This window comes from Micromonospora sp. NPDC023633 (assembly GCF_040640035.1).
Lineage (GTDB): Bacteria > Actinomycetota > Actinomycetes > Mycobacteriales > Micromonosporaceae > Micromonospora.
Window position 1 is genome coordinate 65,093 of record NZ_JBFABB010000011.1, and the last position, 24,391, is coordinate 89,483.

Annotated in this window: 24 protein-coding genes and 3 pseudogenes; 16 read left to right on the plus strand and 11 right to left on the minus strand. The window is 70.8% G+C overall.

Annotation, left to right across the window (positions count from 1 at the left end):
- Positions 1-64: 64 nt before the first annotated feature.
- The 3 genes from AB0G13_RS05280 to AB0G13_RS05290 all read left to right on the plus strand — a co-directional run bounded on the left by AB0G13_RS05280 (position 65) and on the right by AB0G13_RS05290 (position 3,469).
- Positions 65-1,135, plus strand: coding sequence for an ABC transporter permease (locus AB0G13_RS05280; protein WP_357869181.1), 1,071 nt, complete (start codon positions 65-67; stop codon positions 1,133-1,135).
- Complete coding sequence (locus tag AB0G13_RS05285) at positions 1,132-1,812, plus strand: ABC transporter ATP-binding protein (RefSeq protein ID WP_357869184.1); 681 nt, start codon at positions 1,132-1,134, stop codon at positions 1,810-1,812. Before AB0G13_RS05280 ends, AB0G13_RS05285 begins: the two co-directional genes overlap by 4 nt.
- A 103-nt stretch (positions 1,813-1,915) precedes the next feature.
- Positions 1,916-3,469: a glycosyltransferase family 39 protein gene (locus AB0G13_RS05290; protein WP_357869186.1), complete on the plus strand. Its 1,554-nt coding sequence runs from the start codon at positions 1,916-1,918 to the stop codon at positions 3,467-3,469.
- Positions 3,470-3,526: 57 nt separating this feature from the next.
- On the opposite strand, the gene AB0G13_RS05295 is transcribed toward AB0G13_RS05290, so the two are convergent.
- Positions 3,527-4,030: a DinB family protein gene (locus AB0G13_RS05295; protein WP_357869266.1), complete on the minus strand. Its 504-nt coding sequence runs from the start codon at positions 4,028-4,030 to the stop codon at positions 3,527-3,529.
- 148 nt (positions 4,031-4,178) lie between these two features.
- On the opposite strand from AB0G13_RS05295, the gene AB0G13_RS05300 reads away from it, so the two are divergent.
- Both AB0G13_RS05300 and AB0G13_RS05305 read left to right on the plus strand, forming a co-directional pair.
- Positions 4,179-4,547, plus strand: a complete 369-nt coding sequence (locus tag AB0G13_RS05300; protein WP_357869189.1) for a hypothetical protein — start codon at positions 4,179-4,181, stop codon at positions 4,545-4,547.
- Positions 4,548-4,614: 67 nt separating this feature from the next.
- On the plus strand, positions 4,615-5,640 hold the full coding sequence (locus AB0G13_RS05305) for a hypothetical protein (protein ID WP_357869191.1): 1,026 nt from the start codon (positions 4,615-4,617) through the stop codon (positions 5,638-5,640).
- A gap of 56 nt (positions 5,641-5,696) precedes the next feature.
- Here AB0G13_RS05305 and AB0G13_RS05310 read toward each other — a convergent pair whose 3' ends face one another.
- The gene (locus tag AB0G13_RS05310; RefSeq protein ID WP_357869193.1) at positions 5,697-6,461 is read right to left on the minus strand and encodes an MBL fold metallo-hydrolase; all 765 of its coding nucleotides are present in this window, start codon (positions 6,459-6,461) and stop codon (positions 5,697-5,699) included.
- Between the two features lie 79 nt (positions 6,462-6,540).
- On the opposite strand from AB0G13_RS05310, the gene AB0G13_RS05315 reads away from it, so the two are divergent.
- From AB0G13_RS05315 to AB0G13_RS05325, 3 genes and pseudogenes are all read left to right on the plus strand, one after another.
- Positions 6,541-7,170, plus strand: a complete 630-nt coding sequence (locus AB0G13_RS05315) for an ABATE domain-containing protein (RefSeq protein WP_357869196.1) — start codon at positions 6,541-6,543, stop codon at positions 7,168-7,170.
- A 172-nt stretch (positions 7,171-7,342) separates the two neighbouring features.
- The gene (locus AB0G13_RS05320) at positions 7,343-9,241 is read left to right on the plus strand and encodes an ABC transporter ATP-binding protein (RefSeq protein ID WP_357869199.1); all 1,899 of its coding nucleotides are present in this window, start codon (positions 7,343-7,345) and stop codon (positions 9,239-9,241) included.
- A 92-nt stretch (positions 9,242-9,333) separates the two neighbouring features.
- Positions 9,334-9,396 (plus strand): annotated as a pseudogene (locus tag AB0G13_RS05325) (hypothetical protein); the annotation flags it as partial.
- Positions 9,397-9,598: 202 nt separating this feature from the next.
- On the opposite strand, the gene AB0G13_RS05330 reads toward AB0G13_RS05325, so the two are convergent.
- Positions 9,599-10,045 (minus strand): endonuclease domain-containing protein, encoded by a 447-nt coding sequence (locus tag AB0G13_RS05330; RefSeq protein ID WP_357869202.1) that lies wholly within the window; start codon positions 10,043-10,045, stop codon positions 9,599-9,601.
- Positions 10,046-10,287: 242 nt separating this feature from the next.
- Between AB0G13_RS05330 and AB0G13_RS05335 the strand changes: the two genes are divergently transcribed.
- A complete protein-coding gene (locus tag AB0G13_RS05335; protein WP_357869205.1) occupies positions 10,288-11,127 on the plus strand; it encodes a M55 family metallopeptidase in 840 nt (279 codons plus the stop codon).
- 233 nt (positions 11,128-11,360) lie between these two features.
- Positions 11,361-12,742, plus strand: a pseudogene (locus AB0G13_RS05340) (Tn3 family transposase).
- Between the two features lie 96 nt (positions 12,743-12,838).
- Here AB0G13_RS05340 and AB0G13_RS05345 read toward each other — a convergent pair.
- On the minus strand, positions 12,839-13,555 hold the full coding sequence (locus tag AB0G13_RS05345; protein WP_357869208.1) for an NAD(P)-binding domain-containing protein: 717 nt from the start codon (positions 13,553-13,555) through the stop codon (positions 12,839-12,841).
- Positions 13,556-13,875: 320 nt separating this feature from the next.
- Positions 13,876-14,427: a helix-turn-helix domain-containing protein gene (locus AB0G13_RS05350; protein WP_357869268.1), complete on the minus strand. Its 552-nt coding sequence runs from the start codon at positions 14,425-14,427 to the stop codon at positions 13,876-13,878.
- Positions 14,428-14,645: 218 nt separating this feature from the next.
- On the opposite strand from AB0G13_RS05350, the gene AB0G13_RS05355 reads away from it, so the two are divergent.
- The 3 genes from AB0G13_RS05355 (at position 14,646) to AB0G13_RS05365 (ending at position 18,257) form a co-directional block, all read left to right on the plus strand.
- Positions 14,646-15,992, plus strand: coding sequence for an NtaA/DmoA family FMN-dependent monooxygenase (locus AB0G13_RS05355; RefSeq protein ID WP_357869210.1), 1,347 nt, complete (start codon positions 14,646-14,648; stop codon positions 15,990-15,992).
- Between the two features lie 46 nt (positions 15,993-16,038).
- Positions 16,039-17,550 (plus strand): DHA2 family efflux MFS transporter permease subunit, encoded by a 1,512-nt coding sequence (locus tag AB0G13_RS05360; RefSeq protein ID WP_357869213.1) that lies wholly within the window; start codon positions 16,039-16,041, stop codon positions 17,548-17,550.
- 197 nt (positions 17,551-17,747) lie between these two features.
- On the plus strand, positions 17,748-18,257 hold the full coding sequence (locus AB0G13_RS05365; RefSeq protein WP_357869215.1) for a flavin reductase family protein: 510 nt from the start codon (positions 17,748-17,750) through the stop codon (positions 18,255-18,257).
- 62 nt (positions 18,258-18,319) lie between these two features.
- Here the strand turns inward: AB0G13_RS05365 and AB0G13_RS05370 are convergent, their stop codons facing one another.
- The 5 genes and pseudogenes from AB0G13_RS05370 to AB0G13_RS05390 all read right to left on the minus strand — a co-directional run bounded on the left by AB0G13_RS05370 (position 18,320) and on the right by AB0G13_RS05390 (position 20,495).
- Positions 18,320-18,916, minus strand: coding sequence for a histidine phosphatase family protein (locus AB0G13_RS05370; RefSeq protein ID WP_357869218.1), 597 nt, complete (start codon positions 18,914-18,916; stop codon positions 18,320-18,322).
- Positions 18,917-19,067: 151 nt separating this feature from the next.
- A pseudogene (locus AB0G13_RS05375) lies at positions 19,068-19,481 on the minus strand (IS5 family transposase); the annotation flags it as partial.
- Between the two features lie 10 nt (positions 19,482-19,491).
- A complete protein-coding gene (locus tag AB0G13_RS05380) occupies positions 19,492-19,764 on the minus strand; it encodes a CRISPR-associated endonuclease Cas3'' (RefSeq protein ID WP_357869221.1) in 273 nt (90 codons plus the stop codon).
- 63 nt (positions 19,765-19,827) lie between these two features.
- The gene (locus tag AB0G13_RS05385; protein WP_357869271.1) at positions 19,828-20,355 is read right to left on the minus strand and encodes a recombinase family protein; all 528 of its coding nucleotides are present in this window, start codon (positions 20,353-20,355) and stop codon (positions 19,828-19,830) included.
- Positions 20,352-20,495, minus strand: coding sequence for a hypothetical protein (locus AB0G13_RS05390; RefSeq protein WP_357869224.1), 144 nt, complete (start codon positions 20,493-20,495; stop codon positions 20,352-20,354). Before AB0G13_RS05390 ends, AB0G13_RS05385 begins: the two co-directional genes overlap by 4 nt.
- A gap of 293 nt (positions 20,496-20,788) precedes the next feature.
- Here AB0G13_RS05390 and AB0G13_RS05395 point away from each other — a divergent pair, with 293 nt between their 5' ends.
- A complete protein-coding gene (locus AB0G13_RS05395) occupies positions 20,789-21,064 on the plus strand; it encodes a hypothetical protein (protein WP_357869227.1) in 276 nt (91 codons plus the stop codon).
- Positions 21,065-22,057: 993 nt separating this feature from the next.
- Here AB0G13_RS05395 and AB0G13_RS05400 read toward each other — a convergent pair.
- Positions 22,058-22,270: a hypothetical protein gene (locus tag AB0G13_RS05400; RefSeq protein WP_357869230.1), complete on the minus strand. Its 213-nt coding sequence runs from the start codon at positions 22,268-22,270 to the stop codon at positions 22,058-22,060.
- Here AB0G13_RS05400 and AB0G13_RS05405 point away from each other — a divergent pair.
- Positions 22,269-23,132: an alpha/beta hydrolase gene (locus AB0G13_RS05405; protein WP_357869233.1), complete on the plus strand. Its 864-nt coding sequence runs from the start codon at positions 22,269-22,271 to the stop codon at positions 23,130-23,132. The two genes, AB0G13_RS05400 and AB0G13_RS05405, sit on opposite strands and share 2 nt — an antisense overlap.
- A 652-nt stretch (positions 23,133-23,784) precedes the next feature.
- Positions 23,785-24,258, plus strand: coding sequence for an RNA polymerase sigma factor (locus AB0G13_RS05410; RefSeq protein ID WP_357869236.1), 474 nt, complete (start codon positions 23,785-23,787; stop codon positions 24,256-24,258).
- Positions 24,259-24,391 lie beyond the last annotated feature (133 nt).

Consider the following 24,391-nt stretch of genomic DNA (forward strand, 5'->3'; position numbering starts at 1 on the left):
GGACGACGGTTGGTGCCGGGCCGCCACCGTGGCCCTGCCCCGCTACCGGAAGGCTGATGCGATCGTGTTCGTCGCGTGGAGAGATCTGCGGTTCGCCAAGGGCCGGTTCGCCCTGATGGGGACGGTCGTCACGCTGATGACGCTGCTGGTGGTCCTGCTGTCCGGGCTGACGGCCGGCCTGGGGCGGGGCAGCACCTCGGCCATCGCCGACCTGCCCGCCGACCACCTGGTGTTCTCCGCCCCGGCCGGCGGGCAGAAGCTCTCGTTCACCGAGTCGATTGTCAGTCGGGAGCAGTGGCGGCGCTGGCGGGCCGTGCCGGGGGTGACCGGCGCCGCGCCGCTCGGAATCGCCACCACCAGGGTCAGCGCGGGCGACCGCAGCGCCGCGCTGTCCGTGTTCGGCGTCCCGCCCGGGTCGGGCCTGGCGCCTGACACCCTCGCCCCCGGTCGGGCCGTGTTGTCCCGGGGGGCCGCCGACGCGCTGGACGCCCGAGCCGGACAGAGCGTGTCCGTCGGCGGACGCGGGCTGACCGTCGCCGCGGTGACCGGCGACGCCTCCCACAGCCACACCCCGGTGATCTGGACCGACCTGGACGACTGGCAGGCCCTGGCCCCCGGCGCCGACGGCGACGCCGCGACGGTCGTCGCGCTGAGGACCACACGCGGCGCCGACCTGGCCGCCGCCGACCGGCAGCTGGGCACCCGTACGGTCACCCGATCGGCGGCGCTGTCCGCGATCGGCTCCCACACCGCCGAGAACGGGTCGCTGCAACTCATGCGCGGGATGCTGTTCGCGATCTCCGCCCTGGTCGTCGGCGCGTTCTTCACCGTGTGGACCATCCAACGCGCGCCCGACGTCGCCGTGCTGAAGGCGCTCGGCGCCACCACCGGCCACCTGCTGCGCGACGCCCTCGGGCAGGCCCTGGTGCTGCTGCTCGCCGGCACGGCCACCGGCACCGCGCTCGCGGTCGCGGTCGGCGCCGCAACGGCCGGCGCGGTGCCGTTCGCGCTCACCGCCGGATCCGTGCTGTTTCCGGCCGCCGTGACGATCGCGCTCGGCGCGTCCGGCGCCGCCCTGTCCATCCGCCGCATCACCTCCGTCGACCCGCTGATCGCCCTGGGGAGCGCCCGATGAGCCTCGACCTCGCCAATGTCACGCTGACCTATCCCGACGGCGACGCCCGACTGACCGCGCTCGACCGGGTCAGCCTGCGCGTGCCGGCGGGCACCACCACTGCCGTCATCGGCCCCTCCGGCTCCGGCAAGTCGAGCCTGCTGGCGGTGGCCGCCACGCTGATCACCCCCGACTCGGGCACGGTGGTCGTCGCCGGCACCGACACCGCGGGGCTCGGCCGTCGGCGCACGACCGCGCTGCGGCGGGAGAAGATCGGAATCGTCTTCCAGCAACCCAACCTCATCGCCTCGCTGACCGCCGCCGAACAGGTGCAGGTGATCGCCCACCTCGCCGGCGGTTCCCGCCGCGCCGGGCGTGCCCGCGCCGCCGAGCTGCTGGCGGCGGTGGGGCTCACCGAGCAGGCCGACCGTCGCCCGCACCAGCTCTCCGGTGGGCAGCGTCAGCGGGTCAACATCGCCCGCGCCCTGATGAACGACCCGGCGGTCCTGCTGGTCGACGAGCCCACCAGCGCGCTGGACCACGAGCGCGGTGCGGCGATCGTCGAGCTGGTCACCGACCTCACCCGGCAGCGCGGCACCGCCACCGTCCTGGTCACCCACGACCGGGAGCACCTGCACCGCGTCGACGCGGTCGCCGAGATGGTCGACGGCCGGCTGCGCCTGCCGACCCCGGCCTGAACACGCGTCGGCGGCTCGCGTACGGCCGGCGGCGGGGTGTCGCCGGAAAATCGCACCGGACGACGGGGCGGTGCGGCCGGCCTTCACGGGCGATGATGGGGAGGTGACCGAACCCGTCGCCGACCTCGCCGCGCCGGCGCGGCGGCGTGCGACGCCCACGGGTGGGCGGCCCACCGCCGCCGGTCCCCGCGCCACCGGCCCGTGGGCGGTCGCCGCGACGACGACGGCGGTGCTGCTCCTGCTCTCCGGCCGCTACGGTCATCACCGCGACGAGCTGTACTTCCTGCTCTGCGGCCAGCACCTCGACTGGGGCTACGTGGACCAGGGGCCCCTGGTGCCGGCGCTGGCCCGGCTGGCCGACACGATCGCCCCGGGCAGCCTGGTGGCGCTGCGCACCCCGTCGGCGGTGGTCGGTGGCGTGGCGGTTCTGCTGGTCGCCGCGATCGCCCGCGAGTTCGGCGCCGGTCGCGGCGCGCAGACCTGGGCCGCCTTCCTCGCGGCCACCGCCGGCATCGTGCTCGCCGGCGGGCACCTGCTCAGCACCACCACCGTCGACCTGCTGGTCTGGCTGACGGCCGCATTCTGCGTGGTGCGGCTGCTGCGCACCGCCGACAGCCGGTGGGCGCTCGGCGTCGGGCTCGCGCTCGGCGTCGGGATGCTCAACAAGCTGCTGCCGGCACTGCTCGCCGTGGGCCTGCTGGCCGGCATCACCATCGCCGGACCGCGGCGGCTGCTGCGCGACCGGTGGGTGCTCGTGGCCGCCGCCGTCTTCCTGCTGCTCGCCGCGCCGAGCCTGATCTGGCAGGCGACGCACGACTTCCCGCAGCTGTCGGTGGCCGCCGCGATCGCCGACGGCGACAGCTCCTACAGTGGCCGGCTCGACGCGCTCGTCCTCCAGTTCGTCATCATCAGCCCGTTCACGGTCCCGATCTGGGTCGCCGGGCTGGTGGCACTGCTGCGGCGGCCGGCCTGGCGCGCCTGGCGGCCCGTCGCATGGGCCTGGCTGGTGGTTTTCGGCATCGTGCTGCTCGCCGGCGGCAAGGGCTACTACGACGCCCCGCTGCTGCTGGTGCTCACCGCCGCCGGAGCCGTCGTCGCCTCAGGCTGGGCGTCGCGAGGTCACGCCGTCGCCCGCCGAGGCCTGCTGGTGGTCGGCGCCGTGCTCACCACCGCCAGCAGCATGGTGCTGCTGCTGCCCGTGCTGCCGGCCGACCGGCTTCCCGGCTTCGTCGTCGCCGCCAACTACGACGCCGGCGAGACCATCGGCTGGCCCGCCTTCGCGGACTCGCTCGCCGCCGTCCATCGTGCTCTGCCCGTCGACCAGCGGCAGCGCGCCGTGATCCTCGCCGGCAACTACGGCGAGGCCGGCGCCGTGGCGCGGTACGGTCCGGCGCGTGGACTGCCGCGCGCGTACTCCGGCCACAACAGCATGGCCGACTTCGGCCGTCCGCCGCGGGACGCGGACGTGGTGATCGCGGTCGGGTTCGCGCGGCCGGACCGGCTGCGGGGCTGGTTCACCGAGGTCACCCTCGCCGGGCGGGTGGACCAGCGCGTCGCCGTCGACAACGACGAGAACGGCGGCCCGATCTGGGTCTGCCGCGGCCTGCGACGTCCGTGGGCCGAGATCTGGGACACCGAGGTACGCCACCGAGGCTGACCGCCACCACGGCCTCTCCCGGCGAGATCGGCCGCCCGGCCCGGGTAGGAGCCCGGGTCACTTCCCGACCGGGCCCCCGGCGAGTTCGGCGACGATGTCGAGGTGCCCCAGGTGACGGGCGTACTCCTGGAGCAGGTGGAACAGCACCCGTTCCAGCGTCGCCGGATCGGCGCCGTCCCACCGGGGGCCCGGCGCGCCGACCGCCGCCAGGTCGTTGGCCGTCACCACCGCGGTCGTGTGCGCGCCCTGCGCGCGCAGGGCGGCCAGCACATCCGCGACGCTCTCCTCCGGTCCCACGTACCACGCGTCGCCCCGCCGGTCGCCCCACGGCTGCGCGACGTCGCGGCCCTGGAAGCCCCACTCGATCCAGCGCAGCTCCACGTACCGCAGGTGCGTGACCAGCTCCAGCGGGGTCCAGCCCGACGGCAGCCGACTGCGGCGCAACTCCTCCTCCGGCAGCGCCGCCACCTTGGCCAGCACGCTGTCACGGAAGAAGTCGAGGTAGCCCAGGAACACCTCGGTGCGGTTGGCGGCCGGGACGGTTGGCGAGGGAAACGGCATCGTCACAGGACCAATTGTGTGCCCAGCGCCCAGCGCCCAGCGGCCGGGCGGGGCCGCGACCGCGTCGCGCCGATGCGCCAGCGCTGCACGGCGTCGCCCGGTGCGGCAGAGTGACACCGTTGGCGGCAGTCGAGGAAGGGCGGTGCGCGTGGAGGGTCCGACGGGGGTGGTGTTCCCGAAGACCGACGCGGGACGCAGCACGTCCGCGCTCGGGCGGGCGGTCGTCGCCGACGCCCTGCGCGCCGTCGACCCGGTCGGCGCGCGCTCGGCCGAACACGAGACGAACTGGCGGCACGGATACCTCGGGCACTTCCGACGGCTCGTCGAGGCCGGGCTGCTCTCCCGCGAGGCCGCGGTGACGATCGCCCGCGACGGGCTCGCCTCGCTGCACCGCCGGATGGCCGTGGTCCGCGCCGACGGCACCGAAACCGGACTCGGCGACGTGTTCACCACGCCCACCGGGGCCGCCCCCGCTCTCGACGGCGACGATCAGCGGCACCGGCGAGGTCGACCGTGAGCTGTCCCTGCCGTACCGGGGCCGGCGGCTGCGCGGCGACGACCTGCGCCGCCGGCTCGACGCGTGGGTGAGCGCCGGCGTCGTCGAGCCGTCCTGCGCCGACGCCGTACGCGCCGTCATGGCCAACCCGGACTGGCTCGACCTGCGCGACCTGCGCATCGTGGTGCTCGGCGCGGGCGCGGAGATGGGCCCGCTGCCGTCCGTGCTGCGCTGGGGCGGCGATGTCGTCGCCGTCGACCTGCCACGCCCGGAGATCTGGCGGCGCCTGCTGCACACGACGCGCCGCTCCGGCGGCCGGCTCCACCTGCCCGTCCCCGCCGGCACCGACCCCGACGACGGCGCGTTGGCCGCCCGCGCGGGCGCCGACCTGCTGCACCACCTCGCGCAGGTGGCCGACTGGCTGCTCGGCGTCGAGGGCCGGCTCGTGCTGGGCAACTACGTCTACGCCGACGGCGCGACCAACGTCCGGGTCGCCACGGCGGTCGACGCGCTCACGCTGCGGTTGCAGGACCGCCGCGACGACGTGGCGCTCGCCTTCCTGGCCACCCCCACCGACGTCTTCGCCGTCCCCGGCGACGCCGTGCGCCACGCCGAACGCGGCTACGCGGCGCGCGGCGTCGTCCGCCGGTCGCTGCGGGTCGCCTCCGGCGGCAGGCTCCTGCACCGCAACTACCCGCCGGGCGTCGACCCGGGCGTCAACGACAGCCTCGTCCCCCAGCAGGGCCCCAACTACGCACTGGCGAAACGCCTGCAGCGGTGGCGGGCGACGGTGGCCCGCGACGTGGGGGCGACCGTGTCGTTCACCGTCGCCCCGCCCACCCGGACCCGCTCGGTGCTGCGCAACCGGGCGCTGGCCGCCGCGTACGCCGGTGCGCACCGCTTCGGCATCGAGGTGTTCGACGCGGCGACCAGCAACACGCTGATGGCCGCGCTTTTGGTGCACGACCTGCGCACGGGCGGCCCGGCGCTGCCGCACCCGTGGCAGGACGAGGCGTACGCGGCGGCGCACGGCGGGCTGTGGCGGGTGCCGTACGCCCCGCGTAGCGCCCTGGGCCTCGCCGTCCTGCTCGGGCTCGGCGGCGCACGGGCCTGACCCCCGCCCCGGGGGGTCCTTCAACCGGCGCTCTCGGTCCGCTCGTCGGTGACCGCTCAGCTCAGCTGGAGGCGGTCGGCCAGGCCGGCCCGGGTGAAGGCGTCGACCACGTCGTCGCGCCCCTCGGTGAAGTGGGCCCAGCTGTCCACGTGCACGGGGACGACCCGGCGCGCGCCCAGGATGCTGGCGGCCTCGGCGGCCTGGGCGCTGTCGAGGGTGAGCAGCGCGCCGTCGAACATGGGCGTACGGACGGCCCCGGCGAACAGCACGGCGGTGTCCACCGGTCCGAAGCGGTCGGCGATCTGCCGGACCAGTTCCAGCGAGGCGTTGTCGCCGCTGACGTAGACCGTGGGCAGGTCGGCGGCGGTCAGGACGAACCCGACGACCTCGCCGGTGAGCGGCTCGCAGCCCTCCGGACCGTGCCGTGCGGGCACACCCGTCACGGTCACGGTGCCGCCGCCGGGGCGGTCCACCTCGACGGACTCCCAGGGCGCCAGGCCCCGGGCGGTGCCGCCGAGGCGACCCGCCCCGCTGACAGTCGTGACCGTGAGGGGGACGTCGGCCAGCAGGGCGCGGCCGGCGTGGTCGAGGTTGTCGGGGTGCTCGTCGTGGGAGAGCAGCACCACGTCGACGGGGCCGAGCCCGGCCGCGGTGGCGGAGGCGGGGGCCGTCTTGGTGAGGACCATGCCGGGACCCAGGGGGTAGTCGCCGGGCGCGTCGAAGGTCGGGTCGGTCAGGAACCTGAGCCCGCCGTACTCGATGAGGGCGGTCGGGCCGCCGAAGACGCGGACGGGAACGGTCGTCGTGCTGGTGTCGGTCATCACGGTTTCCTCACAGTCACGGGTCGGCTTTTCCGTGAGGAACCGTAATCGACTCTCACGGATAAATGCAAGCTGTACCATGAGAGGCGTGACGGAGTCCGCGACCACCGAGGCCACCGGCCCCGCCCCGCCGCTGCTGGTGGCGGCGCCGGGAGCCGAGCAGCACGTCGCGCTGGACTTCGCCAACAGCGCCCTGACCCTGCCCGGCGGCCAGTCCCTCGACCTTCTCGGCACCCCCGAGGCCGCCGCCCGGTGGCTGGCCGACCGCCACCTCACCCCGCCCGGGACCGACCTGCGGGAGGTGTGCGCGCAGCGGCTGCGCGCGCTGCGCGAGCAGGTCCGAGCCCTGATCGCCGCCCGCATCGACGGGCGAGCCGCGCCGTCCACCGCGCTGGGCGCGCTCAACGACGCGCTGACCACCGCTCCCGCCGCCAGCCTGCTGCGCTGGGACCAGACCCGCGGCCTGCACCGCGCCCCCGCGCACCCCGTCACGCAGCTCGTCGACCACGCCATGGCGGTCCTGGCCGCCGACGCCGCCGACCTGCTCACCGGCCCCCACGCCGAACGCCTCGCCGCCTGCGGCTCCGCGCCCTGCACCCGCTACCTGCTGCGCACCCACGCCCGCCGGCACTGGTGCTCGATCCGCTGCGGTGATCGCGCCCGCGCGGCCCGCGCCTACGCCCGGCGCACCCGCACCCAGGCGCCCTGACCCGGACCGCTCTCCGGCAGGCCCCCGCCGAGAAATGGAAGGCGACGCCTTGCGACGTCGCCTAGCCTCGCGAGGAGAACCAGCAGACCCGACACGAAGAGGAGAACGAGCATGAGGACGTCCGGCGGTTCCCCCGGGTTCTTGTCCGTCTCCACCGCCGGAAAGGCACTTCGTGCTGCGTCTGTTCGAAAACCCTGTTGACCCCTTCCCGACCGGCGACGACCGCACCCCCGCCGCCGGCGTCCGGCGGTTCCTCCTGGAGGAACTCCGGCCGCTGCGACCCATTGTGGCGGCGGCCGTCGCGACGACGATCCTGTGTGCCGCGATCGAGGTGTGGCTCATCGGGTACGCCGGGCGCCTGGTCGACACGCTCGCCGCCGGAAGCCCGGACAGGCTCTGGGCCGACCACGGCGCCGAACTGCTCACCGTCGCCGTGTTCGTGCTGGTGTTCAGGCCGCTGATCCACCTGGTCGGCGAGGCGCTGGACGACATCGCGTTCCGTGCCAACGCCCGCCCGCTCGCCCGCTGGCGGGCACACCGGCACGTGTCCCGGCAGTCCGTCGGCTGGTTCCGCGACGACCTCGCCGGGCGCATCGCCACCCTGGTCCGCGACGGTGGCGACGCCGCCAGCACCGCCGCGTACGCGGTCGTCCACACGCTCGTCTTCGTGACCGCCTACATCGCCGGCTCGGTGTGGCTGATGTCCACGATCGACGTGCGCCTGCTGCTCCCGCTGGGCGCCTGGATCCTGGCGTACGCGATGCTCATGCGCTGGGTGGTGCCGCGCTACCGGCGCGCCGCGGAGCGCCTGCAGGACGCGGAGTCCGCGCTGACCGGCCTGCTCGTCGACTCGTACGGCAACGTCGACACGCTCGCGTTGCTCGGCGGCCGGGACGCCCGCACCGCGCACGACCGCCGGGTGTTCGCGCTGTCGAGGCGCGCACACCTGGACCTGCAGCGGGTCGAGGTGACGATCAACGGCACCATGATGGCGCTCAGCAGCGCGCTGCTCGTCGGACTCGTCGGCTACGGGATCGCGCTCTGGCGTACCGGCGCCGGGCCCCTGGGTCTGGTCGCGGCCGCGCTCGCGCTCAGCTTCCGGATCACCGCGATGGCGGAATGGCTGCTGGACGCCGTGTCGTCGCTGTTCGGATCCGTCGGCGTGCTCCGGCGGGCCCTGCGGACCGTCGCACAACCGCTCGCGGTAGCGGACAAACCCGGGGCGGCTGAGCTGCGGGTACGGGGTGGAGCCATCAACTTCTCGCAGGTCAGCCACCACTACGGCCGGGGCGGCGGCGGGCTCGACCGGCTGAGCCTCGACGTCGCCGCCGGTGAGCGCGTCGGGATCGTCGGGCGGTCCGGGGCGGGCAAGTCCACGCTGGTCGGCCTGCTGCTGCGGTTCCACGACGCGGAGTCCGGCACGATCACGATCGACGGCACCGACATCACGGACGTGACCCAGGAGAGCCTGCGCGGTCAGATCGCCGTGGTCGCCCAGGAGGCCACGCTGCTGCACCGCTCGGTCCGGGAGAACATCGCCGGCCCCGGCGGCGTCGACGACCCACGGATCGAGGCAGCGGTACGCCGGGCCTCCGCCGACCGGTTCGTCGCCACGCTGAGGGACGCGGACGGCCGGACCGGACTGGACGCACATGTCGGCGAACGCGGCGTGCGCCTCTCCGGTGGCCAGCGGCAGCGGATCGCGCTGGCCCGGGCGTTCCACCGGGACGCGCCGATCCTGGTCCTGGACGAGGCCACCTCCGCGCTCGACTCCGAGGCGGAGGCCGCCATCCACGACACGCTCAGCGAGGTGATGACCGGCCGTACCGTGATCGCGATCGCCCACCGGCTCTCCACCATCGCCCACCTGGACCGGATCGTGGTCCTCGACGCCGGCCGGATCGCCGAACAGGGCACCCACGCCGAGTTGCTGGAACGCGGCGGGCTCTACGCGGAGCTGTGGTCGCGGCAGTCCGGCGGATTCCTCGGCACGGCCGCGGGCCAGGACATCGCGCAGGCGCGCGTCCCGGCTCCTGTCACTGCGGGCACGGGGGACGCTGATCGCGGCTGACGACACGGCTGTCGGCGCTCATTCATCCTGATGGTCCAGGATGGGTCTCCATGGGCCGGTGAACTCCTCACCGGTGGCCGGCGAAGTTTGGCATGCGCAGCGGCCACGTCCTGCGCCACAGCTTCGGCACCCGCCTCGTCCGCGAAGGACACAACCTCGTCCTCGTAGCCGAACTCATGGGACACGCACGCGTCGGAACCACCCGGGCGTGCAGTCTGCCCACCGACGCCGACCGCGAAGCCGCGAAGCCGCGATCAACAGTATCCTCACCGACCGCTGACCAGCGGACCCACCACCCTACAACAGGTTTCGGCGTATTCCGGTCAGCCCCCAACCTCGATCGCCCTCGGTGCCGGATCACGCTTCCGTCGCAGGTCTCGATTCCAGCACGAGCGGTGCGTCCTCCCGTGCGAGGAGGTAGCGGGCGGCCGCCAGGAGCGCCTCGGGCGAGTCCTGAAACGCGCCGAGGCCGATGTTGCACTCACCGCAGAGCAGACCGCGCACTTGCCGGGAGTTGTGGCAATGGTCGACGACGAGGCGAAACGGCTCAGAGTTTGGTGTCCCGTCAAGTCGTGGCCGGCCTCTGGACCTGACCTTCAATTCGCTCTCATGTCTACCGCAGATGGCGCACCGGTAGTCCTGAGCCACACGCCGCGCGTCGTACTCCTGCGGCCTGATCCGGTAGAAGGACCAGAGGTTGTCGGCTCGGATCTTGTCCGGATTGGCCCTGCGGTTCTTGTGGTTGTTGGCGCGGGCGTACTCGCGGCACGAGGCGCACGAGACCAACTCGCGGCCGGCCTTCATGAAGCTCTCCAGGGGTCGGGTCTTCTCGCATCGAGGGCACACTTTGGACACGCCACAACAATACTCCATATTGTTGTTACACAAGAACAGTCATTATGGTGCCTCCCCCATTTGCACCCTTTGTCCAGGTGAGTTGCTGGATTATCATTACCAGTAATCCGGTAATCAGGCAGAGCGCGGCTCGCGTGCCGCAGCGACCTCACGGGAGACACACCAACCGCTGCGTTCGGTACGGTGAGGCGATGACCACGGGGCCCACGGTGCTGATCTCCGCCGACATGGAGGGGATCTCGGGAATCGTCCATCCGACCGAGACGAACCCGGGCGGATACGACTATGAGCGCTCCCGCAGGCTGATGACCGCTGAGGTGAACGCGGTCGTCGCCGGCGTGCGCGAAGCCGAGCCCGACGCGGTCGTGCTGGTGGCGGACGCACACGGACCGTTCCGCAACCTCCTGCCCGAGGAACTCGACCGCCGGGCGCGGCTCGTGCGCGGCAAGCCCCGTGCACTGAGCATGGTCGCCGGCCTCGAGACGGGCGCGGACGCGCTGCTGCTCGTCGGGTACCACGCCCGCGCCGGTTCAGGGCCGGCGGTGCTGGCCCACACCATGAGCGACGCGGTGCTCGACGTACGCCTCAACGGGCAGCCGGCGGGTGAGATCGGCATCAACGCCGCCGTCGCGGGGCACTTCGGCGTGCCGGTGGTGCTGCTCAGCGGTGACGACGTCGCGTGCGCCGAGTTGCGCGACCTGGCCCCGGACGCGGTGACCGTCGAGGTCAAGCGCGCGCTGGGCCAGGCGGCGGCGGTGACGCTGCACCCCGCCGAGGCCCGAGAGCACCTTCGGCGGGCGGCGACCACGGCGGTACGCCGGCGCGCACAGGTGCCGCCGCTGACGCTCCCCGGGCCCGTCGACGTCGAGGTCGACCTGTACAGCCCCTCCACCGTGGACTTGGCGACGCTGGTTCCCGGGTTCGCCCGCGCCCCGGGCGCGCGTACGGTGACGTTCACCGGTCGGGACATGACGGAGGTGTACCGAGGGGTGCAGCTGCTCGTGCAGCTCGGCCAGGTCAAGCCCGGCTGACAGCTCTCACCGCCATCGCGCCCGGACGCGCCGGTGGTATGAATGCCCGGTGGCGTCACAGTCGGACGGGCGCTGTCCATGGCCCGCGCGCACGGCCGTGCCCTGATCGCCTCGCGACCGCACGACGGCCCGTCCGTAGTTTCCAGACCAAAAACAACGCTAAGAACTGAGGGTTGATCATGCTCTGACCCGAGCCGTAGCGTGCCGTCCGTTTGGTGACGGTCGATGCTCGGGTGGCGACTCAGGATGTGCCTCGGCGGAGGACCTGGCGCGGCTTCGGGGCTTCCCGGAGATCAACCAGGCGGAGCTGATCCGGTACTTCACGTTGACCGGTGCGGACGAGGCGTCCGTGCGTCAGTTCCGTACGGGCCGCAACGTGCTGGGCATGGCGGTCCAGCTGTGCACGCTGCCGTGGCTCGGGTTCGTGCCCGATGAGGTGGCGGCGGCGCCGGCTGCGGCGGTGGGCCGGTTGTCGCAGCGGCTCGGGATCGCGATGGGTGAGTTGCGCGGGTACGGCGAGCGGGAGCAGACCCGCACGGATCACCTGCGCGAGGTGGCCGGGTACGCCGGCTGGCGGTCGGTGGGCACCGCCGAGTGGAAGGACCTCGACGAGTTCCTGTTCGCCCGGGCGACGGAGCACGACTCGCCGAAACTGCTGTTCCGGCTGGCCTGCGAATACCTGCTGTCGTCGCGGGTGATACGGCCGGGAGTGATCCTGCTGCTGCCGCGGGTGGCCACGGCCCGGGCCCGCGCGCGGACGGAGACGTGGACGCGAGTAAAGCACCTGCTGTCCGACCGGCGGTGCGCCGAGCTGGACCTGCTACTGGTCCCGGACGCCTACCTCGGCCGCACCCCGCTGGCCTGGCTGAGTGTGGGTCCGACGTCGTCGAGCCCGTCCGCGGTGAAGGCGGAGTTGGAGAAGCTGGCCTACCTGCGGCGCCTGGACTCGATGGGCTGCTGGGCAACGAAACCGATCTGCCGGTGTTCGAGCACGCCACCGACACCCACGGCGCGACCCTGGCGAACTTCGCCCTGTTCGACCTGGCCGGCAAGCAGCTGTCCCCGCGCATCCGCGACCTCGGGAAGATCACCCTGGCCGGACCGGGCCCCGCGCCGACTTCCTCGACCGGTATCCGCGCGCCGGCGGCCTGCTGACCCGGCGCTGAACCTGGACCTGATCACGGACATGTGGGACGACCTGCTGCATGTCGCCGCGTCCGTACAGGGCGGCCCCGCCACCGCCGCGCTGGTCGTCGGCAAGCTGTGCTCCTCAAAACGGCAGCAGAACACGCTCACGTCCGCGATCAAGGAGTACGGGGCCCTGAGGCGCACCGTCTACGCCGCCCGGTACCTGGCCGACGAAACGTACCGGCGGCGCATCGCCCGGCAGCTGAACAAGGGCGAGAACCTGCACGCCCTGCGCCGCTCCCTCGCCCACGCCGGCGTGCGCCGGACCGGCCGCGACGTCGATGACGAGGTCCTGGCGCACATCTGGCCGACCCACCACGAGAACGTGCACTTCTACGGCACCCACTCCGTCGACATCGACGGCTACCGGCCGTTGCGGCTGCCCGGGTACGGAGTGGGGGAAGATCGGTACAGCGGTCAGCGCTGATAATGATCTTGTTGTGCGGGTCTCACGTAGACGTTCGTTTCCGATAGACCGCCCGTGAGGAGTTCAGCAGCCAGCACGAATGTGGTCCGTCGGGGGTCAGAAGACGCGATCGGCGACGTGGACCCGTTCGGCTGCTTCGAGCGCGCGGCGAAGCTCGGCGGCTGGAACGGGGCTGGCGGGGGCTTGCATCATCTGTTCGCCGGGAGTGGCGGGGTCGGCGAGGTAGAGGCGGGTGTAGGCCGTGGTCTCCGGTTCGATGCGCCAGCTCTGTGCCAGCGTGCCGGCGTCGACGGTGTCGTAGCCGAGCTGGTGGATCAGGGCCGCCGCGGCGGTTTTGGCGTCGGCGTCGTCACCGGCGATCGGCAGTGCGGTGCGGTCGGGGGCGTCGACGGGGCGGGCCAGCTGGGGGATGTGGTGGGCCAGGATGTTGTTGAACGCCTTGACCAATCGCGCTTGCGGGAAGTGGCGGTGGATCAGCTCACTGGTGGTGATCTTGTCCTGGTCCAGCTCGGCGATCCGGCCGTCGCGGTGCGGGTAATAGTTGCTGGTGTCCAGCACGACCTTGTCGTTGAGCAGGTCGGCGGGGATGGCGGTGTGCGCCGTCAGGGGTACGGACAGCAGGATGAGGTCACCGGCCTGGGCCGCCTGCTCGACGGTGCCTGCGGTGGCCAGCGAGCCCAGTTCGGCGATGAGTCCGGTGAGGCTTTCCGGTCCTCGGGAGTTGGCCACGACGACCGGGATGCCGGCCGCTACCGCGAGGCGCGCGACGGCTGCGCCGATGTTTCCGGTTCCGATGATGCCAAGGGTGGGCATGCCTGTTCCTGCTTTCGTTTCGATGGCGGCGTCACTTCGTGGGGCGGTTCTTCAGCGGTGCGACGTGAATCGCCTGGGCCGGACGCCGATGGCGCTCCCCTAAGGTATTAGGAGACAGCCTCCGCTTTCGTTCAAAACGATACGGAGGCAGTCTCCGCATTGTCAACGTGGTGTATTCAACGCCAGCCTGGTCGCGCTGAAGAGTCCTTGTCGCGGCTTGCCGGGGAAGCGAGCCGGCGTTGGCCGCTTGAGATCTGACAGGCGATGTCGACGCCGACCCGTACGTGCCGTTGCTGGGCGCGGACTGGCGGGAGTCGGTCTTATGGTCGAGGGTTCGGCGCTGTCCCGGCGGGCGCTGCCCAGCCGGTGCGCATCAAGGCGCTCAGCGCCTGGGGTGAGGCCTCGTCGGCCATTGCGGCGCCGCGTACCCAGCTCATGGCGAGCACGCCCAGGAACAGGTCGCGGCCGCGCACCTCAGGGCGGGCGCCCCCGTCGCGTTGGGCGGCGTGGAGGAATTCGTCGGTGGTGGTGATGTAGCCCTGGCAGGTGAGCGCCAGCGGCGAGGTGTCCTTGGTGGCCGCCGCACGCAGCGGTTCGGGCAGGCCGTCGAAGGCGGTAGCCCACTCACTGAGGGCGTCCAGCCAGAGAGTAAGCGCAACGGTGGTGTCGCGCTCCTGCTGCCGGATGGCGTCGCGACGTGCCACCAACTCGTCCGCGCGCGCTTGCAGCAGGGCGGCCAGCAACGCCTCCCGGTTGGGGAAGTGCCGATAGAAGGTGCCGGCGCCGACGCCTGCGCGCTTGGCGATGGCTTCCAGTGAACTGGCAACGCCGTGCTCCGAGAAGTGCTGCTCGGCAACTTGCAGCAGGTGCATCCGGTTGCGCTGCTTGTCCGTGCGCGGCCGCCGTCCGCTTGCTTCTGTGCTCCCGGTCACGTCTCCACGTCCTTCCTTGGAAAAACGGAGACAGCCTCCGTATGTTGGTTCAGGCTAAACGGAGACTACCTCCTCATTACCGCGATGACGAGTTCCGTCCGGCCCACCAACAACCGCGCAATCAGCATCCGGACCCGTACCCCGTCGAAGGACATGCCGTGACCACACCGCAGATGCTTCTGGCCATTCAGATCGCCAACGGCTATGGGGCCCAGCCGGGGGCCTGGCGCATGCCCGGCGTGGACCCGTCCAGCTACACCGACATGGACACCCTCGTCCGGTACGCCCAGGCCGCCGAACGAGGAAAGATCCAGCTCGTCTTCCTGGCCGACACTCCTGCCCTCACCGCCGACCTCGATCGCGAGACCCCGCAGCACGCCATCGACCCGCTGGTGGTCCTGACGTCGATGGCACGCGGTACCGAGCGAATCGGTCTGGTTGCCACCGGTTCTACGACGTTCAACGAGCCGTACACGATCGCGCGGCAGTTCAAGGCCCTGGACGTGGTCAGCCACGGCCGGGCCGGCTGGAACGCGGTCACCACCTCGACCCCGGCCGCCGCGGCGAACTTCGGCAGCGTGGTGCCGCCGCGTGCGGAGAGGTACGAGCGCGCCCACGAGGTCGTGCAGGTGGTGCAGGCGCTGTGGGGCAGCTGGGAACGTGACGCGTGGGTCCGTAACGTCGCCGGCAGGCGGTTCGCCGACATGAGCAAGATCCAGCCGATCAACCTCGGCGGCCGCTACGTCGCCTCCCGCGGGCCGCTGCCCATTCCGCCGTCGGAGCAGGGCCAGCCGGTCGTGTTCCAGGCCGGCGGCGGTGCGAACGGTCTCGAACTGGCGGCTCGCTACGCCAGCGGCGTCTACGCCAACCCCTTCACCATCGAGGAAGGTCGCGCACACCGGACGGCGCTGCGGGAAGCGGCCGAACGCGTCGGGCGGAACCCCGACGAGATCAAGCTGTTCGCCGGCTTCATGCCCAGCGTCGCACCCACCAAGCGGGCCGCCCTGGACCGGCGGCGCCTATTGGACGAGTCGGTCGACCTGCACCCGCGGGTGCGTTATCTCGGGGCCATGCTCGGCCTGCGGCTGAACTCCGGCCAGCTCGACGAACCGCTCACCGCACGGCAGCTTGCCGATGCCCGGCCCAGCCCGGCGGACCCGCGCTCGGCGCACGCGCTGCAGGTGGCCCGCGAGGGCTGGTCGCTGCGCGACGTGCTGGCCCACGGGGTCATCGACTACCACCCGGTCGTACCCGGCACCGCCGCCGATGTCGCCGAGCACATGCAGCAGTGGTTCGAGGCCGGCGCCTGCGACGGCTTCTCCCTGGCCATCGACGTCTACCACGACGGCATCGACACCTTCGTCGACGAGGTCATCCCGCTACTGCAGGAACGCGGCGTGTTCCACCTCGACTACGCCGGCACCACCCTGCGCGAGCACCTCGGCGCACCCGCCCAGTACGGGCTCGACCCCCGCCTGGCCGAAACGGCGTCTGCGGTCAGCTGATGGCTGCCGCCCCGCATCGACTCGATTCGTGAACAGAGAGACGCACATGACAACAACAGACACCACGGCATCGGACGTCGCGGCCCCAGCACCCGGGACCCAGCGCAGCGACCGGCTCGCCCCGGGAGACGGCCTGATCATCGCACTGCTGATGATCTCGGCGTTCGTCGTCCTGCTCAACGAGATGATGCTGGGGGTGGCTCTGCCCACCCTGATCGCCGACTTCGGCATCACCCCGGGCACCGGGCAGTGGGTCACCACCGGCTACCTGCTGACCCTCGCGGTGCTGATCCCGGCCACCGGCTTCATCATGCGCCGCTACCACCTACGAACGATCTTCCTGGGCGCGCTGTCCTTGTTCACCGTCGGCACCGCGATCGCCGCCCTCGCGCCCGGCATCGAAATCCTGCTCACCGGCCGCATCATCCAGGCCGCCGGCACCGCCGTCTTCGTCCCCCTGCTGATGACGACCACCATGCGCCTGGCCCCTGCTGCCCGCCGCGGCCAGCTGATGGCCCTGGCCACGGCCGTGCCCGCCGTCGCACCTGCGGTCGGGCCTGCCCTGTCCGGGGTGGTGCTGTCCGGGCTGAGCTGGCGATGGCTGTTCATCATGATGCTGCCGATCGCCGGGGGCGCGCTCACGCTGGGAGCGGCGAAACTGCGCAACATCACCACACCCGAGCCGGTGACCCTCGATGTACCGTCGCTGCTGCTGTCCGCGGTCGGGTTCGGCGCCCTCGTCTACGGCCTGGCCTCGATCGGCGAGGCAGCAGCCGGTCACGCACCGATCCCGCCCTACCTGCCGATCGCGCTCGGACTGGCCGGCGTCGCCGCGTTCGTCTGGCGCCAGATCGCGCTGCAGCGCGGCGCCGGCGCATTCCTCGACATGCGGATCTTCCGCACCAGGGCGTTCACGGCGCCGCTGCTGGTGATGCTCATCATCGCGCTCAACGGCTTCGGCACGCTCATCGTCCTGCCCCTGGTACTGACGGACGTGACCGGACTGAGCACCTTCGCGCTCGGCCTGTTTCTGGTTCCCGGCGGGGCTGTCATCTCGATCGTCTCCGCCCTCGGCGGCCGGGTCTACGACCGCCTCGGGCCACGCCCCCTGGCCATCCCCGGCGCGATCATCTGGACGGCGACCTTCTGGCTCCTCGCTCGGCTCGACGAAGGCATCAGCGTGTGGACCATCCTCGCGATCTACCTCGTCATGACCGGCGCACAGGCGCTGATGTGGGGACCCATGACCACGGCAGCCCTGGCGTCGCTACCCGACCAACTCCACCCGCACGGCAGCGCCGCCTTCGGCACCATCCAGCAACTGGCCGGCGCCGCCGGCGGAGCGGTACTCGTCTCGGCCTACACGATCGGGGCGAACGCGCCGGACGCCGGCGCACTCAACCTCGCCCAATCCGTCTCCGCGTCGCAGGCCGCCTTCACCACCGCCGGAGTCCTCGCCATCGGCGCCATCCTCGGCACCCTCTTCGTCGGCAAGGCAGCTGCCACTCACGAGGCGTCCGCGTCACACGTCCCCGGCACCGAGACCATCCAGCCGTGACGGCAGCTGGTGTTGCTGTCGTCACCCGAAGAGCAGGCAGCGCCCTGGTGCAGGCCTGATGAGTGCGAGCGGCAGGGGAAGTTCGGCATCCTCGAGCCTCGGCAACATCGGCCCACCCATCGGCTGAGCGCCGCCTCACCGCTCACCACGCGAGCGGCAAACAGATCCTTGTGACATCACGGCACCCGAGGAGTGACATGACCAGTCCGGCACCCCAACGCACGCCACCGGCTCCAGAGGAACTCCGGTATGCGTTCGCGGGCTTCGCCACCGGCATCACCTTGGTGGCCGCGCTGGTCGACGGGCGACCGGTCGGCATGCTGGCGAACTCGTTCAGCTCCATTTCACTCGATCCGCCGCTGGCCGCACTCAGTTTCGCTCGCACCTCGACGACCTGGCCGGTACTGCGCCAGGCACCACAGTGGGGCATCAGCGTGCTAGCCGAGCATCACCAAGCCGACATCGCGCGACTTTCTCGACCCGCAACCGCACGATTCGATGGAGTCACGTGGAACGCGACAGACCACGGAGCCGTTTTCCTCGACCAAGCCACAACTGCCTTCCAGGTCAGCGTCGAAACCGAGGTAGACGCCGGCGACCACGTGCTGACGCTCCTGCGAATCCATGCCCTGCACCGCTCTCCCGACGGCGCACCCCTCGTCTTCTACGGCAACCGGCTGCACGGCCTCGTGACCGGACGACTCTAGGTCGTGTCTCGTAGATCTTGGGTGGCCGACCGGCGTGTCTGCCAAGCTCTGCAACGGACTCGTCACACCGTTGACATCGGCTCGAATGCCGGTCCGTTGTCGCTCACACGACCGGCCGCCATCATGATCCGCCGTCCGTCCGTATTCGCCGTACGCGCGTTCGTGCCTGTTCGGGCGGCGTTGCCGAGCACGCGGAACAGCCCCGCGTGGGCTACAACAAGAACCACGGAGGCAAGGCCGGTAGCGGCTTGCAGGCCACGAAGAACCCGAGCGGCGAAGACATCAAATGGCTCGCTGTCGCCAGGAAGGTCCGTCGATGTGCCGTCTCTCCAGGCAGCCAGCGCACCTGGAAACGTCACCTCAATCTCCTCGACCGTAAGTCCCGTAATCGTCCTACTCCAACGTTCGCGAAGGTCCGGAAATTCTGCCGGACGGTCGAGCTCAAGAGCCTGGGCGACGATGAGGCCCGTCTCTCGCGCACGACTCAGATCGGACGTGACCACGGCGCCGATCTGCGCGCCGCGACAGCGCTGAACAAGATCGACAGCTTGCCGTCGACCAAGATCAGTAAGTGGCGGATCTGCTTGCCCGGCCCAACGTCGCTCGCCGTTCCAAGTTGACTGCCCATGGCGAACGACGATGAGCTCTCCAAAGGTCATCAGCCCATGCTCGCACAACACTTCAGAGGGATTCCGGCCCAAGATCCGACAGGCAGGGCCGTACATGGCCGGCTCGTGGATCTCGGGTGAGGTCGCGTAGCCAGATCTTGATCGTGGCGACGTCGACGGTGGCCTGGTACATGAACTCTCTCTTGTCGTAGCGGGTGGCCGCGGCCCGGAACTGCCTGAGCTTGTTGATCGCCCGCTCGACCGTGTTGCGCTGCTTGTACAGGTCCCGGTCGAAGGCCAGCGGGCGCCCGCCGCGGCTGCCCTTGGCCTTGCGTGCGGCGAGCTGGTCCTTCTTCTCGGGGATCACCGCGGCGATCCGGCGTCGACGCAGCTCGGCCCGGATCTTCCTGTTCGTGTACGCCTTGTCCGCCAGCAGCCGGCCGGGCCGGGTCCGCGGCCGGCCGACCCGGCGCCGGATGCGGATACCGTCCATGACGGGGGCGAACCCGATGCTGTCGTGGCGCTGCCCGGCGGTCAGGGCCGCGCTGACCGGCCGGCACCGGCGGTCGGCGGCCAGGTGCAGCTTGGTGCTCAGCCCGCCGCGGGACCGACCGAGCGCCTCACGATCACCCGATTTGCCCGGTGCCGACTGCCCCCTTGTGGTCGATGCCGACTGGACCGCCAGTGGGCGCGACAGCAGCAAGCTTGTCCTGCCAGGCGCAGGACGCCTTGCCCACGTCATGCAGCGCACCAAGCCAGTACGCCAAGTCGCCCCCACCGAACGAAACGGTGAACCGTCGCGCCAACTCCGCGGTGCTTCGAAGATGCTCGGCAAGAGAATGCCATTGGGTACGGCCAGGAGCAGGGCTGTGCGCCCAGAGAGAACTCACACCAGCCACGAAGACTCCTCACCAACGTCGTAGAGGCGTACCTCACTACAGATCCTCAATGATTCGGCCGGCTCACCGGCCTCTGAGGGCGACCTGTTCGCGTTGGGCCGGAATGAGGCCAGGCAGCGCGCTGTACAGGGTGCTGCGAGATACGCCAAGCAGCTTGGCGATCGAGGTCATCGTGCGGTTCGGCTCGGCGAGCAGTTGCAGCGCGTACGCGACCTTCTCCGGGGTCATCGCCGGCGGCCGGCCGAGGCGTTGCCCCCGGGCACGAGCGGCGGCCAGGCCCTCGTTGGTGTTGGCCACGATGATGGTGCGCAGGAACTCGGCCAACGCAGCGAAGACGTGGAAAACGAACATCCCGCCTGCGGTGGTGGTGTCGAGCTTCTCGTGCAGGGACTGGAAACCGACGCCGTGGCGCTTGAGCCGGCCGACAATGCCGATCAGGTCCTCCAGCGAGCGGCCAAGCCGGTCGAGCGAGACGACGGTGAGCACGTTGCCGGGCCGGATGTACTCGAACACCTTGGCCAGCTCTGGCCGGTCGGTGTTCTTCCCGGAGGCCTTGTCGAAGAAGCACTTGGCGCAGCCGGCCGCAGTCAGTGCGGCTTGCTGGCGGCAAGATTCTGCTCGCGGGTGGAGACCCGCCCGTAGCCGACAAGCACGCCTGCGAGCGGAGTCGAGGCGAGCAGGTCGTCCTCGGTGGGCGTGGGGGTGATGGTCACGCCGTCCAGAATGCCCAACAGCCCATCGTCACGTTGTTGGACACGCCGACTTCTCGGACGGGTTTTTCGGACACGATTTACCCGCCCCGACACATCTTGATCTTGTCCGGAAAACGATCGATTCTTGGACACCATCACGCCCAGAGCCGCACCCGTTCACATTGTGGGTTCTCGGCGAAGTTGATCTGTTCTCACTGAATCTGATCCGTATCTGATCCGTTCTTACGGAACTTGATCCGCCCGGTTGTAAGCCGGCTGTCTGGCCGTCGCTAGCCTTGGGCCGGTTCTGGATCAGGGAAGGCGGGACGGGCTTGGGCGGTCTGGTGGCGCTGCGAGGTTCGGCGCCTGCCTCCGTGTCTGGGTTCGTGGTCGGGTACGTCGGCCCGGGCGGGCGGGAGCGCCGGGAGGACCTGGGCGCGGTGGCCGGGGTGGCGTTCGAGTTGGTGTCACCGGTGCGGACCATGACGGAGATCCTGACCGCGGTGGGCTTCACCGTGCGTGGCAGTACCAATGACTTCGCACCGTTGACCCTTGAAATCCTCGACGGCCCGGCCCTTGGGGACCAACGTTCGGGAAAGTCACGCTAAGCCGAGATCGAGCGATGAACGGGCTGGTCGCCCCGTTGGCCTTCTCAGAAAACGGCCCTCGGGCCGTTGCTGACGTCCGGGTTTTTGACGGAGTTTTTGACGGAGTTCCGGGCCGGGTTCCCGGCCTGGCGGGCACTTCGTCAGAAAACGATCGTTACTTGACGACCGCCTGACCCGCCTAACGTGACTTTTCCGAACGTTGGTCCTCAAGGGCCGGCCCGCGCGGCGCTTCTCCGTGCTCTTCGCACTAGCGGATCACACTCGGCGCCAGCGAGTGTGGGCGCGACCCAATCGCAAGGTCAGGTGTACTGATTTGCTGCGGATGGGACGTCGCGGTGCGTCACGAGCGGTCCGTTCAGCGAACGGACACGCAGCAGGCTGGAGGATGGGAAGGCCCGCCGTCGGGGCCAGGCCCGCGAGGACTTCGTGCTGGAGACCGTGTACTGGGAAGCCGGCACGGCCCGGCTGCTGCCCCTGAAGGGCCGCACGCACGGGCCGGTATTCGTCACCCACCGCCGTCCGGGGCCGGGTAAGGTCGTCAGCCCCGTGACGTGTGCCCGGACACAGGGCTGGCCCACCTGTCGTGCGGGCAGGCTCGCGCACTGCTGGATGAGCACACCGTTCTGCGCGGCCCGGGAACGGGCTGGGACCTGCACGAGTACCCCCATTCCGCTCTGGCCCACCTCGGCGAGCTGGCGCCTCGCTGCTGATGTTGATGGCGAAGTCCCGGCACAAGAAGCCGGAGAACCTTCGCTGCTCCTTCAGCCGTCCCCGGAAGCGATCTCCGAACTGGCCAGTCTGCTCGCCCGGGCGACATCCGCCGCTGAGAAACGTCCGGTCCTCAGCTGGCTCGCTGGGCCGAACGTCGCTTGGGCAGCGGTTCTCGCGGCGCTTGCCTGCCCGCCCTGTTCGCGACCTGGCTGCGGCAAGCCAGGGAACTGGAGACCGCGTGACATGCCGATGGAGCGCCGGGCTTCGCCGCCCGGCGCTCGGTCACGTCTCCGGCTGGGACGGACAGCACCGGTTCTCCAGCTTCCCCACAGGGCCCGGCGGCTGACGCGCTGCTATGATCATCGGCATGATTTCCGTCATCCACAACTGGAAGGCCACGCGCACGCGGTCGACGTTCTGACCCGTGGTGTCGGACGCGCCGGCATCGGGGTCCACGTCCACCGTTCGCTTCCGGATGACAAGGATCTTCACCATGAGCGCGAACTCGCGCCCCACTTTCGTTTTCGTGCACGGCGGTTCCAGCAACTCCCGGGCCTGGGGCCCGTTGCAGAACGAACTGGCCCTGCTCGGACACCGTTCGTACGCCGTCGACCTACCCGGCCACGGTGATCGCGCCGACAGCCCCGCCGCCTACTACCGGCAGCCCCAGGACATTGCGGCGCTGGCCGCCGCCCCCTCCCCGATGCGTGGTGTCACGCTGCGGGACAACGTGGAGCACGTGGTGGACGCCGTGCGCCGGCTCGCCGAACACGGGCCGGTCGTCCTGGCCGGCAACAGCCTCGGTGGCCTGACGGTCAGCGCCGTCGCCAACGCCGTGCCGGACCTGCTCGACCGCGTCGTCTACCTCTCCGCGCTGTGCCTCAGCGCCCCGGCCATGCTCACCGAGCCATGGGACGTGGTGGACGACAACCTGCTGGACGCGGCGGCGGCGCGGATCACCGTGCCGGACATGCGTGACCCCGCTGTGGCCCGGCTGAACTGGCGCAGCGCCCACGCCGATCCGGCCCTGTTCGCCCAACTGAAAACCGCCATCATGGCCGACGCCACCGACGACCAGTTCCGAGTGCTGCTGGACTCGATGGACCCGGACGAGAACTATTCGGTGCTGGAGCCGGGAGCCCTGGTCCAGGCCGATGGGTGGGGTCGCGTCCCGCACACCTACGTCCGCCTGTCCGAGGACCGCAGCATCTCCCCGGCCGTCCAGGACTACATGATCCGGAAAGCGGACGAGCTGACCCCGGACAACCCCTTCGAGGTGCACACCCTGGCCACGTCACACGTAGGCTACTTCAGCCGGCCGCAACTCTTCGCGGACCTCTTGACCGGCCTGGTCTAGCTCCACACGTTTCGGCGTCCCCGCCGCCGGTCGTCTCGGCAGCGGGGACGCCGTTCACCCTCCGGGCATGAGCGGGGGGCAGAATCCGCGGAACGAACCCGTCCTCGCCAGGCGTCTGCGCAGGTTGCCGAATGGGCAGGGCATCACAATCCCACGCCATAGCTACGCAGGGCGACCGACGGGCCGGTAACCGCAGTGCAGTGGGGCCAGTCGCGGCGCCCCGGCGAGCCCGCTTGGTCTCTTCTGGCAATAAAAGATCATGTTCAGTGAGAAGAAGACACCTGGCGCTTCTCATCGAATTTGATCCGCTGCTGGTCGGCTGGCCCCCCGGATCACCTTCGCTGAGAACCCACACACATTCGCCGCCGCGAACCCGTCACCCCGGCCAGCGCCAGATCGATGCACAAGGCAAGGGGTCGCGCGTCGACGGCCATGTGCCACCTCTGCCGCACCGCACCGTCAACGACGCGCAGCACGGCCGGCACCCAGGGGGTGGGTGCGCCGGCCGCACGCTGTCTCGGGCCCGGCGCCCGCGCCGCCTCGCTCCCGCGCGGCGCAGCTCGCCCGCCTACATCAACTCCTTGGCGTTGTCCTTGGGCTGGAAGCTACGGCCGGGCCGAGTGGGGGCGATCCGGCTCAGGCCGAGGATGTGGTGTCGCTGACCTTCCTCGAGGCGTGGCGGATCCGCGAATCCTTGCACCTCGACGGAGACGGCCTGCGGCCGTGGCTGCTCGGAATCGCCACCAATGTGCTGCGCAATCGTCGACGAGCGGCGCGCCGGCACCGGGAGGCATTGCGGCGACTGCCGGTACGCGACACCGTTCCAGACTTCGCCGACGAGGTGGCCGATCGGATGTACGACGCCCACCAGGTGGCCGCAGCCATGGCGGCACTGCGGTCATTGGGTCGGGCGGATCAGGAGGTGTTCCTGCTCTGCGTGTGGTCACAACTGGACTACGCGGCTGCGGCCGAGGCGCTGAGCGTACCGGTCGGGACCGTGCGTTCGCGGCTGCCGCGGGCCCGGACCCGGCTGCGGGCGCTGGCACAGCAGGAGATGGCGCTACCCGAACGATCCCCGTCGAGCAGGGAGAACACCGATGAGCGAGCCCCCCCATTACCTTTTTAGTAGCCCCGCAACGGGGCGCCCGGCCTCCGGGTCCGGCATGACTGCTCCCCCCGGTTGAACGCATGGCCTGGGGGGTGGTGTCACCGGCCCGGAGGCATCGACAGACCGCTGATTAGGGGCATGACCGCCGACT

What these genes read in the sequence shown, in the direction of transcription:
- AB0G13_RS05285 (WP_357869184.1), top strand. Translation starts at nt 1,132, where the DNA reads ATGAGCCTCGACCTCGCCAATGTCACGCTGACCTATCCCGACGGCGAC.
- AB0G13_RS05295 (WP_357869266.1), bottom strand. Translation starts at nt 4,030, where the DNA reads ATGCCGTTTCCCTCGCCAACCGTCCCGGCCGCCAACCGCACCGAGGTG.
- AB0G13_RS05310 (WP_357869193.1), bottom strand. Translation starts at nt 6,461, where the DNA reads ATGACCGACACCAGCACGACGACCGTTCCCGTCCGCGTCTTCGGCGGC.
- AB0G13_RS05315 (WP_357869196.1), top strand. Translation starts at nt 6,541, where the DNA reads ATGAGAGGCGTGACGGAGTCCGCGACCACCGAGGCCACCGGCCCCGCC.
- AB0G13_RS05330 (WP_357869202.1), bottom strand. Translation starts at nt 10,045, where the DNA reads ATGAAGGCCGGCCGCGAGTTGGTCTCGTGCGCCTCGTGCCGCGAGTAC.
- AB0G13_RS05335 (WP_357869205.1), top strand. Translation starts at nt 10,288, where the DNA reads ATGACCACGGGGCCCACGGTGCTGATCTCCGCCGACATGGAGGGGATC.
- AB0G13_RS05345 (WP_357869208.1), bottom strand. Translation starts at nt 13,555, where the DNA reads ATGCCCACCCTTGGCATCATCGGAACCGGAAACATCGGCGCAGCCGTC.
- AB0G13_RS05350 (WP_357869268.1), bottom strand. Translation starts at nt 14,427, where the DNA reads ATGCACCTGCTGCAAGTTGCCGAGCAGCACTTCTCGGAGCACGGCGTT.
- AB0G13_RS05360 (WP_357869213.1), top strand. Translation starts at nt 16,039, where the DNA reads ATGACAACAACAGACACCACGGCATCGGACGTCGCGGCCCCAGCACCC.
- AB0G13_RS05365 (WP_357869215.1), top strand. Translation starts at nt 17,748, where the DNA reads ATGACCAGTCCGGCACCCCAACGCACGCCACCGGCTCCAGAGGAACTC.
- AB0G13_RS05370 (WP_357869218.1), bottom strand. Translation starts at nt 18,916, where the DNA reads ATGACCTTTGGAGAGCTCATCGTCGTTCGCCATGGGCAGTCAACTTGG.
- AB0G13_RS05405 (WP_357869233.1), top strand. Translation starts at nt 22,269, where the DNA reads ATGAGCGCGAACTCGCGCCCCACTTTCGTTTTCGTGCACGGCGGTTCC.
- AB0G13_RS05400 (WP_357869230.1), bottom strand. Translation starts at nt 22,270, where the DNA reads ATGGTGAAGATCCTTGTCATCCGGAAGCGAACGGTGGACGTGGACCCC.